Source organism: Streptomyces sp. NPDC023157 (assembly GCF_055560575.1).
In genome coordinates, this window is sequence record NZ_JBVHIL010000018.1 from 24,266 (window position 1) to 34,161 (window position 9,896).

The window sequence follows — 9,896 nt, forward strand, 5'->3', positions numbered from 1 at the left end:
GGGTCCTGGCCCGGGTCCCGGAGCGGGACCCGGAGCGGGACCCGGAGCGGGACCCGGAGCGGGACCCGGAGCGGGACCCGGCTCCGCCGAGCCCAGCCGCAGCGTTCCGGGTTCGGCGTCCGTACCCTGGCAGCATGCGTATGCGCCCCACGCTCACCTGGACTCCGCCCGCCGACCTGCCGCCGGGCACCACTGATCCGCGGCCGGTCGCGGACGCGCTGGGTCGGGGCGGGGTGCTGGTGCTCAGCGGGGCGGGGATCTCCACGGAGTCGGGGATCCCCGACTACCGGGGCGAGGGCGGCAGCCTGAGCCGGCACACCCCGATGACCTACCAGGACTTCGTCGCCGCTCCGAACGCCCGGCGCCGCTACTGGGCGCGCAGCCACCTCGGCTGGCGCACCTTCGGCCGGGCCCTTCCCAACGCCGGGCACCGGGCCGTCGCCGCGTTCGGGCGCCGCGGGCTGCTGTCGGGCGTCATCACGCAGAACGTGGACAACTTGCACCAGGCGGCGGGCAGCGACGGGGTCGTCGAGCTCCACGGCAGCCTGGAACGGGTCGTGTGCCTCTCGTGCGGGGCCCGCAGCCCACGCCGCGAGCTGGCCCGGCGGCTGGAGGAGGTCAACCCCGGCTTCGCGCCGGTGGCCGCAGGGATCAACCCCGACGGTGACGCCGACCTCACCGACGAGCAGGTCGTGGACTTCCGGGTGCTGCCCTGCGTGGCCTGCGGCGGGGTCCTCAAGCCGGACGTGGTGTTCTTCGGGGAGAACGTCCCGCCGGATCGCGTCGAGCACTGCCGTCAGCTGGTCCGCGAGGCCGCCTCGCTGCTGGTCCTCGGCTCCTCACTGACAGTGATGTCGGGACTCCGCTTCGTCCGGCAGGCCGCCGAGGCAGGGAAGCCCGTACTGATCGTCAACCGCGACCCGACCCGCGGGGACGCCCACGCGGTCACCCGGATCGAGCTCCCCCTGGGGGCGACGCTCACCGCGGTGGCGGAGCTGCTCGACGTATCGGCGGACACGGCGTAGGCAGTGCCTTCCGTCTTCACCTCATCCGCGGGGGGGGAGGCCATACTGCGTGATCGTGTTGCCGGAGGGCGGTGAAGAGGGGACTGCTGTCGGTCGTCGACGGTCGAGCCGGGCAGCAGCGGCTTCCGCTACTCGCGTCCTCCGAGACGGCGGGCATCTTTGATCGCGCGGAGCCTGGCCGTCGTGGTCGACGTCCACTCCCTCGCCTGTCCAACAGCATGGAGGGCGGCTCCGACCTCGCTGAGCTTCGCGGAGGACAACACGCCCGCTCGCTCGATCAGGTCGACGCGGGCGACAGTGGTCAGCCAGGTGCACGGTGTGAAGCCTGGACGCGTGAACGCGAACCGCAGCACGCCTTCGAAGGGCAGCCCTTCCCGCGCGCCTACCACCACTTCAACGCCCAGGCCGCTGATGTCGACGCCCGCCGGCGCGACGACCTGCATGACCTGGATGCCGGATGACTCGTCGTCCGACAGCACCACGACCGGGCGTCGTTCGTCGAAGTCGACCCACCAGACTTCGCCGCGTTTCATGTGTCCTCCTGGTGCGAGTGGGCGGGCGGACGCTGCATACCCGAGTGGGACACCGGATCCGGCCCCGTCTTCGCACGTCGCGATCGGGGCTGGTGACGACGGGGGCGGCAACCCGTGATCATCGGTGGGTGAAGACTGAGGGTCATGCGGTATCGGGCCGTGGGTCACAGCGTAGACCCCCTGTCCGCTGGCAGGACCGGTTCGAGGTCGCGATGAGCCGGATAGTGCCGAAGCCGACGTGAAGAGGTGACCGGCACCTTCCCAACGCCCCTCAGACGACGTCGAATTCGTTGCCCTCGGGGTCCTGCAGGCCTTAGCCGAGAGAGCGGTTCAGCCGCTCCAGGTAGGCGCGTACGTCGGGGAGGCGGGGGTGGTCGGGGCCGCCGACGCGCAGCAGGACGGTGAGGAGCCGGTTCGTGGTCACCGCGGCTTCGGCGATGCGGCCGGCGCGGTCGAGTGCGTTGGTCAGGTCGACGAGGGCGTCCAGGGTCCTGCCGTGGTCCGCGCCGAGGGAGTGCTCGCACGCCACGAGGGCCACTTCCAGGTACGGGACGGCCCGATCAGGGTGGCCGTCCTCCAGGTGGGCGATGGCGAGGTTGTGGTAGCGGTAGGAGATCGCCTCGCTGTCCGGGCCGTGGATCTGTTCGAGGCCCGCGATGGCCCGCTCGTAGCAGGCGATGGCCGCTCTGAGGTCCTGTTCGTCGTGGTGGAGGTGGGCGAGGTTGTCGACCCAGATGTACGTGTCGAGGTGGTGCGGGCCGTAGTAACGCTCGGTGTCCCCGATGATCTCCTTGCACAGGGCGATGGCCTCGGCGCGCCGGCCCGCCTCGCGGTGGACGTCGAACAACTTGATCTTGCGGTTTCGCACCTTCTCGGCGCCCGGCGGGAGCAGCCGCTCGCTGACCGCCACCGTCTCCTCCAGCAGGGCGATCGCCCGGTCGGTCATCCCGGCCGCGGCGCAGGCGTCCGACAGTTTCTCGCGGGCGTTCAGCGTGTCCTCGTCGTCCCGGCCCGCATCGCGTTCGCGGCCCTCCAGGGCCCGTTCGAGGTAGGGGATGGCCCGTGTGGGCCGGCCCGCGGTCAGGTGGGCGTGTCCGATGGACTGGCAGGTGGTGAGCGTGCTGCGGTGGTCCGGGCCCAGAGAGGCCTCCTGGTAGCCCAGGTTCACCTCCAAGAGGGCGATCGCCCGGTCGGCCATCCAGGTGTCGCCCGGCGGCGCCGCGGCGGACCACGCGGCCAGCAGCATCGCGTAGTTGTTGCGCGCCCGCAGGGCGTCCTCGTGTCCCGGGCCCAGTTCGCGCTCCATCTCCGCGAGTTCGTCCTGCTGCCGCATGGTGAGGTCGGGCGTCAGGTGCAGCAAGGGGGCGTCGCGGTGGTCGTTCAGGTGGAGAGCGAGGGGCTCGGCGGGAGCGCCTTCCTCGGCCGGATCGTCCGGGCCGGACGAGCCGGAAGGGCCGGACGAGCCGGAAGGGTGGGTCGGGCCGACCGGTTCGCTCTGCTCAGTGGGGCGTGGCGGTGCGGCGGCCAGCGTGTCCTGGTCGTTCTTCTTGCGGAACAACGCGGTCACTCTCCTCGTACCGGTGGCGGGTGGTCATGCGGCGGACGCGAGGTCCCGTACGAGCCGCAGCAGTTCGCCGACCGCTGAGGGGGTCGCGCCGCCGCCGTCGAGGAAGGTGGCGAGTGCCGCCCGGTCGGCCGGGGTCAGCGAGGCGACCAGCCGCCCGGCGAAGGAGAGCGGGAGGCCGAGGTCGTGCACCTCGGCGCCGTGGACCACGTACCGTCCTCCCGGTGATGCGGTGACCGTGCGTGGTCCGCGTCCGGAGTGGCCTGCCAGCGGACGCGGGAGGGGGACCGGGGCCAGGTCCACGGAGTCGAAGGTGTGCACGGTCTCCTCGCCCGCCGCCCGCCCGCCGAGCACCCGCCACGCCGGCACCGTGAACAGGCGGTCCATGCGGGGTGCGTCGGACATGGCGGTCAGCAGGATCCGGTCGGCCTCCTGATCGAAGAGCCAGACGCCGCCGTTCGACGCGGAGGTGACCACTTCGTCCGGCGAGAGGAACACCGCGGCGTCCACCGGGCCGTGGCCTTCGGGCAGGCGCCACCCGCCGCGGGCGGACACCGGCCGGAGGCCGGCGTCGGTCAGGACCAGGCGGTCGTCGCCCGCCAGCAGGACCCGCTGTCCGGTGGGGTCGACGGCGTAGGTGGTGCAGCCGTGGACCAGTCCCAGGTCGGCCAGCCGGACCTCGCGCAACGGCCGGTCCCGTTCAGCGACCAGGGCGACGGAGGCGCCCCGCGGCAGCACGACGAACCCCTCGGCCGTGGCGAACATCCGGGCGTCCATGAGGGTGGGGTCGCTCGACAGGAACTCCGTCCGTCCGCCAGGCCGGTACAGGACGAGGTCGGCCTGGGCCCAGAGGCTGCCCGCACGCAGGGCGAGGACGGCATCGGGCCCGAGGCAGACCACCGGATCGGTCCCCGCCCCGACGTGGTCGGCCGACCAGAGGAGCGAACGGCCGGCGAGGTCGTACACGTCGATGCGGGTGGCGTGCGGGCCGTGGCCGCGCTGATTCCTCGTACGGTACGTCTCCCACGCCATCACCGGCTGCTGCCCGGGGGCGAACGAGGCGGGCTCCGGAGCGCCGGGCCCGCGGGTGCGGGGCAGCCGCCACACGGCCCGCGCGCCTGCGATCCGGGCGGCCCGGTCGACGGCGTGCGGCCGCCGGCTCCGGGCGGCGAGCCGCAGCGCGGCAGCGCGGCCGGGCCCGTCCTCGGGAGGCGCCCAGTGTTCGGGGCCGTGGCGGTGGGCGATGCGGACCGCGTCGGGGGCGGGGACCGCGCGCAGGAGGTGCCACAGGCCGGCGGGGTCGGCGGCCCGTACCAGCCGCTCGGCCTCCGCGTCGAACTCGGCTGTGGTGCCCCAGGGCAGCCGGTCGGCGCCGCGCCTCGCGCGCAGGTAGTGCCGGGCCTTGTGGACGGCCGTGAACGCGGCCTCGCCGGCTTCTTCCGGCTCCGGCCCGAGGACGGCCAGGCGTTCGCGCTGGAGTGCCAGGACCTCCTCGACGAGCGCGACCGCCTCGGTGTGCCGGTCCAGCGCGATGAGCCGGTCCGCGGCCTCGTCGATCCGGCCGGGGAGGGCATCCCGGTCGCCGGCGTTGACCTCGGCGAGCTGGCGGTGGAGGTGCAGGGCCTCCAGCGTCGCGCCGACGGCTTCGGCGCGCCGGCCGGCCTCCCACAGGTAACTGCTCTGCATGGAGAGGGAATGGGCCAGATCGCGCCCGTGGAGGGCGGGGCTGAGCTCGGCCATCTGGCGCGCGTTCGCCACCACGGCCTCGGCGCCTTCGATCGCCTCCTCCGGCCGGCCCTCGGTCGTCAGCAGGGCTCCCCTGATCGTCTGCACGAGGCCCACGTCGGACGACATGGACCACCACAGGAGGGGGTCGTGGTCCAGCAGGTCCGAGAACGTCCGATCGGCTTCCGCGAGGGCGGCGTGTGCCTGCGGAAGGTCTCCCGTCTCCCAGTGGGCGAAGGCCAGCCGGGTGTAGGCGATGCCGAGGGAGCCCAGGACGGCGCCCGTTCCCCCCTGTCCCTCCTCGTCGCCCTGCTCCCCCTCGCGGACGTGCCCGGCGGCCGCGTACAGCCGGGCGAGGTCGAGCAAGGGCACCGGGCCGTCCCCGGTGCGGTGCAGGACCCGGGCCGCGCGCAGGCTGAGCCGCGCCGCCCGGGGCCCCGGCACCCGCGCCAGGGCGGTCCGGCGGTCCAGCGGATGCCGGAAGGCGAGCGACGCCCCTTCGGCCCGCAGGACGGACCGCCGCAGACACGCGTCGACCGCCGCTTCGGCCAGATCGGGCGGGCACTCCGCCACCTCGGCGAGAACGCCGACGGGAGCCGGCCGTGCAGGGGGACCGCGAGCCGACGCTGGCCAGGCAGCTGTCTTGGTCGCGGTGAATTGCTCGTAAAGGGCGTCGCGCTGCTCGGCGTGGTGGAAATGGATCCGCAGGATCGCCCCCCGTGCGCGGGCTCGTGCGCGAGCCCGCTGTCGGGGCCGGGGGCGACGGGAAGCTGGTGGTCATCCGGCGCTTCCCTGCGAGGGTGTCCGAGGTGGGTGAGGTCGGCGGAGCGGGTGCCAGCGGGCTGGAGGTCGGCGTAGGGGTGCAGGCGGGCGCCCGCGGTGCCGTCGGGGATGGTCCGGGACGGCTGTGCGGGTGTGGGCGTGGGGGTTTGGCCGAGGAGGTCCAGCTGCTGTGCAGCGCATGCCGACAGTGGCTGGCTGAAGCCCGGTGTCGGCGTCCGTGAAAACGCTGTGGAGGAATTCTCTGGGACTGCGCCACCGGGCCGTCGCGTGGGGGCGGCCACCGATGAAACTGTGTGTCCGCCCGATGCGCCGTACCGGCAGCGCCCGCCACCCGCGACGGCAGGTTCTTACAGCCTTTCAGGCATGCGGGTGTTCGTCACCGATGCGGTCCTTGGTCGACCGCGGCGTCGGCCGGGGGTGCCCGGCCGACGGAAGCGGGTCAGACGGTTGAGGCAAGCCAGCCGATGGTCTCGGTGGTGTGCTTCCCGTCGCTCTTGGTGGCGCCGGCGTACACCTCGTTCAGGCGGATCAGGAAGCCGCTGGTGGTGACGTCGTGGATGCGGATACCAGGCGTCTCCGGACCGTTGAAGGTCTGGGTCAGGGGCAGAACGACGACGCTGGAGCCGGGCGGGAACGGAGTGGGGAACGTAACGCGGGTGAAGGTCGACGTGTTGCCGCCGGCCGTCTCGATCGCGTTGTCGGACTTCAGGTCGATCTTGCCGGTCTGAATGAAGCTCATCACTGACTTCCTGATCTAGGGACTTGCGTCGGCCGACGTCGTCGGCCGACGCAAGACTTGTCCGGCGGCCGGTCGTGTATGCCGAAGTCCTACGAATGAGTGATCGTGTTCAAGCCACAGCCCGAGTGCGCCGCACGACGGGCTGGACGACACCGTCACCGACTCGGATCTGGACGTCCCACCTGTCACTCACCGCGTCCGCTGCACGGAAGTTGTGCCAGAACCAACTCGGGTTCTGGCACAACTTTCATGCAGTGGCCACGGTGAGTGACGGCTGAGCGTCTCCGGGCGGTATGCGAAGTCGCGTGAAAATGGATGGCGGTCAGTGCAGCTGGGCTGACAGTCCGGGCCGTGGAAGACGTTGTACTCAGTTTGAAGGAGCTGTTGTTCCCGGCGATCGCGGACATCGCGGTGCGGTCGGTGGACGTGGATATCGAGAACGTGCGCCTTGACGCGCAGTGCACCACGGCCGGCGCTGACTGCCCGGGATGCGGAGTCTGCTCGACCCGGGTTCACAGCTCCTACCTGCGGTTTCTCGCTGATGTCCCGAGCGCCGGACGAAGCGTCGTACTCCAGCTGCGGGTCCGGCGGTTCCGGTGCGGGAACACCAAGTGCCCACGTCGGACGTTCGCGGAGCAGATATCCGGTCTCACCCGCAGGCACGGCCAGCGCACCGAACGGCTGCGTTCCATCCTGACGGCAGTCGGCCTTGCCCTGGCTGACGTCGTCGCCCTGGTTGGCGTACTCCTCGACGGCCAGGGACAGCAGCGTCTCGCGTGTGATTGTCAGGTGAGCCAGCCGTTCCTCGACGACAGCGATCCTCTCGCGTAGTGCAGCCAACTCACCGCGAACGACCGTCTCTTCCTGATCCAGACGCTTGAACAGTGACGTCACACCGGCCCCTCCTTCACTCGCCAACCCCAGAACCCGATGGCACTCCAGGCCCCAGCCAGACGTAGGGGCGGGCGCAGCAAGATCGCAGAGGGTGACCGCAGATGCCCCCCAACCGACCGCATGTGATCGCCTTGCGATCGCACCCCTCCGACCGACGACAGCACCCGCTCGCACCGTAGGGTCGGAACATGTCGACCGAAGACAGCCCGGACCTCACTGCCAAGCACTGGCAGGACTGCACGGACGCGTACGACTTCCTGGATCAGATCCGCCTCCGTCCCGGAGCGTGGCTGTCCGGCGGCTCACTCCGCGATCTGCAGTCCATGCTGATCGGCTACCAGGTAGCCCTCGGCGTCCACTCCATTGATGAGCCCTGCGACTTCTGGCACGGCGGAGCCTTCAGCCAGTGGCTCGGGACACGCCTCGGCGGCACCAGCCCGCTCGGCTGGGCAGCCGACATCGAGCGCAACACCCCCGCCGGCTCAACCCCCGTCGAAGAGTTCTTCCATCTCCTCGACGCCTACCGGAGCGACGTGGCGCAGAATCCGACGCCACCCGACACGACCACTCGGCTTCCCGGCATCGAGTACATGATCAACACTTTCGTCACCCTCTTCTGGCGCAAGCGTCTCCTCACACAGGCGACCGAACGTCTCGAAGACCGCGGCTTCCGCGTCATCCGCCTGGAAGCCGGCCAATGGAACACCGAGCGAGACATGCACCGCGCCGTGGCCGCGGCCCTGGACTTCCCCGACTACTACGGTCACAACCTGGACGCGCTCAACGACTGCCTTGGCGACGTGGCCTGCTACGGCGGCTACGACGATGCTCCCGAGGGCGCCGGGCTGGTCCTCGTCTTCTCTGACTACGATCGTTTCGCGACGACCTGCCCCAGGGCGGCGCAGGTCGTCCTGGACATCATCGCCGACCAGGCCCGCCAGGCAACCGTACTTCGCCGCCGTTTGATCTGCCTGGTCCAGAGCAACGACCCGCAGATCCGGTTCGAGCCCGTCGGCGCCATGCCCGTCCTGTGGAACAACGACGAATGGTCGGACGCCAACCGTGGCGCGTAGGGCAGGGAGCCATCTCCATGGGGTCAGAGCGCAGGCTGATCCTGGACGGCATAGCCCAGCGTGCGAGCCTGCACAGCCACTGCTTCGAAGTCAGCCGTGGAGGACAATGAGGTCACCATCTGGCGGCTCAGCGGCTCCCGAGCCAGGATCGCCGCTACGGCGTCACGGTCGATGGCCCGCTCGAAGTAGTCCTCGGCAAAGCTGACGTACGCGTCCGCACTGCCGTCGGTGAGGAGGTCGAAGAGCCAGTCGGCCCCGTCTGACTCGTCGTCGCCGAACTCGACCTGACCGCACTGCCATGCCTCAGCCGCCTTCTCGCGCCACACGCACACCGTCGCGTCGAAGAACCCGTCGAACTGGAACTCCGGTGCCGCGGGATAGTGCGCGAGCGACGGGGGAAGACCGGCGAGGAGGCCAGGCCAGTGCGCGCGGGGCGACTCTCGCCAGGGGGTGGCATCACTCTCGTGATCGAACCCGTAGAGGAACACACCGGCCGGATCGAACACGACGGCGTACTGGTCGCCAGAACCGTTGTCCATAAATGCCAGGTCGACGCCTTCGCGCCAGTCGGAGACGAACGAGTGGGTGGGAGCGTCCGCGTCGAGGATGGCATCGAGCAGTGCCAGTGCCCGACAGCGGGCGAGCAGAACATCGGGGTCGGGTAGCAAGGACACCAGCGCTTGGACAGTCATGGCCACATTCAACTGCCCGCCACTGACATAGGCGGCGGCGCGTCCAAGTTTGGGAAAGGATCTCCGGTCAACTGGGAAGCGATCTTCAACCGCTTCTGTCCCGCCAGGTCAGCCCCACTCGTGAACACCCCCAGCATCCGGACTACGCGTTCACCGCCGCAGGCCCGCAAGAGCCCGCGCCCGGACCGGTGCCCGTTCCGCGCCTGGACGCCGGACAGGGCAACCGGACCTGGACGCTGCTCATCACCGAAGCCGCACTCGCCCGGAGCACCGCGGCGGTGACAGCCGCCCAACTGGCACACCTGATACGCCTCGCCGACGTCCCCAGCGTCGCCATCCGCATCGTGCCCGCCAGCCAGGCCCCGGCCGCCGGCCGCCGCATCCCGTACATCGCCGAGTACACGTTGGCCTACAACGCCCGATCGGTACACGCGCACCCCTACCAGTACTACGCCCTCACGGGACCTGGCCGGCAGCTCGAACACCACCTCGATCAGGCAAGACTCGGCGCCGAGTCCGTCTTGTACAGCCGCCAGTTCCTCGACGCCGCCCGCCAGCGCGCCGAGAGAGCCGCCCGGAACAGCAACTGAAGACGCTGTGTCCGCCAATGCGCCGTCGCCAGGTCCGGCGCCCTGCCGGATTGTCCGCCCCTCGGCCCCGCCCCACCCCAGAGAAAGACCACCTCATGCCCGAAGAGCCGACTCGACCACCACCACCGCCCCCGCCCCCGAGTGGCGGGTGCTTCGCCTGCGGCGGCGGCCCCCCGCACTAGATGTATTGATCACGAGCGTTGTTGACACTGGTCTGGTCTTGAACATGGCGAAGACCTCCGGTGTGGTGGGAGCTGTCTAGGAACTCACCGCACGGA

9 protein-coding genes and 1 pseudogene are annotated in these 9,896 nt (G+C 70.7%); 4 read left to right on the forward strand and 6 right to left on the reverse strand.

What is annotated here, in order from left to right:
- Window positions 1–134: 134 nt before the first annotated feature.
- Window positions 135–1,025 (forward strand): NAD-dependent protein deacetylase, encoded by an 891-nt coding sequence (locus ACZ3ZE_RS36750; RefSeq protein WP_467262152.1) that lies wholly within the window; start codon window positions 135–137, stop codon window positions 1,023–1,025.
- A 128-nt stretch (window positions 1,026–1,153) separates the two neighbouring features.
- On the opposite strand, the gene ACZ3ZE_RS36755 is transcribed toward ACZ3ZE_RS36750, so the two are convergent.
- The 5 genes and pseudogenes from ACZ3ZE_RS36755 to ACZ3ZE_RS36775 form a co-directional block, all read right to left on the reverse strand.
- The gene (locus ACZ3ZE_RS36755) at window positions 1,154–1,558 is read right to left on the reverse strand and encodes a type II toxin-antitoxin system PemK/MazF family toxin (RefSeq protein WP_361180005.1); all 405 of its coding nucleotides are present in this window, start codon (window positions 1,556–1,558) and stop codon (window positions 1,154–1,156) included.
- A 313-nt stretch (window positions 1,559–1,871) separates the two neighbouring features.
- A complete protein-coding gene (locus tag ACZ3ZE_RS36760; RefSeq protein WP_467262154.1) occupies window positions 1,872–3,125 on the reverse strand; it encodes a tetratricopeptide repeat protein in 1,254 nt (417 codons plus the stop codon).
- A gap of 24 nt (window positions 3,126–3,149) precedes the next feature.
- The gene (locus ACZ3ZE_RS36765) at window positions 3,150–5,420 is read right to left on the reverse strand and encodes a tetratricopeptide repeat protein (protein ID WP_467262156.1); all 2,271 of its coding nucleotides are present in this window, start codon (window positions 5,418–5,420) and stop codon (window positions 3,150–3,152) included.
- Between the two features lie 204 nt (window positions 5,421–5,624).
- Window positions 5,625–5,794 (reverse strand): annotated as a pseudogene (locus ACZ3ZE_RS36770) (OB-fold nucleic acid binding domain-containing protein); the annotation flags it as partial.
- 275 nt (window positions 5,795–6,069) lie between these two features.
- Window positions 6,070–6,369 (reverse strand): hypothetical protein, encoded by a 300-nt coding sequence (locus ACZ3ZE_RS36775; protein WP_329849665.1) that lies wholly within the window; start codon window positions 6,367–6,369, stop codon window positions 6,070–6,072.
- 315 nt (window positions 6,370–6,684) lie between these two features.
- On the opposite strand from ACZ3ZE_RS36775, the gene ACZ3ZE_RS36780 reads away from it, so the two are divergent.
- Both ACZ3ZE_RS36780 and ACZ3ZE_RS36785 read left to right on the forward strand, forming a co-directional pair.
- Entirely contained in the window at window positions 6,685–7,200 is a 516-nt protein-coding gene (locus ACZ3ZE_RS36780) for a transposase family protein (protein WP_467262158.1), read from the forward strand.
- 251 nt (window positions 7,201–7,451) lie between these two features.
- On the forward strand, window positions 7,452–8,336 hold the full coding sequence (locus ACZ3ZE_RS36785; RefSeq protein ID WP_361180261.1) for a barstar family protein: 885 nt from the start codon (window positions 7,452–7,454) through the stop codon (window positions 8,334–8,336).
- Window positions 8,337–8,359: 23 nt separating this feature from the next.
- On the opposite strand, the gene ACZ3ZE_RS36790 is transcribed toward ACZ3ZE_RS36785, so the two are convergent.
- Entirely contained in the window at window positions 8,360–9,028 is a 669-nt protein-coding gene (locus ACZ3ZE_RS36790; protein WP_361180259.1) for a hypothetical protein, read from the reverse strand.
- Window positions 9,029–9,216: 188 nt separating this feature from the next.
- On the opposite strand from ACZ3ZE_RS36790, the gene ACZ3ZE_RS36795 reads away from it, so the two are divergent.
- On the forward strand, window positions 9,217–9,618 hold the full coding sequence (locus ACZ3ZE_RS36795) for a Scr1 family TA system antitoxin-like transcriptional regulator (RefSeq protein WP_467262160.1): 402 nt from the start codon (window positions 9,217–9,219) through the stop codon (window positions 9,616–9,618).
- The last annotated feature ends 278 nt before the right edge of the window (window positions 9,619–9,896 follow it).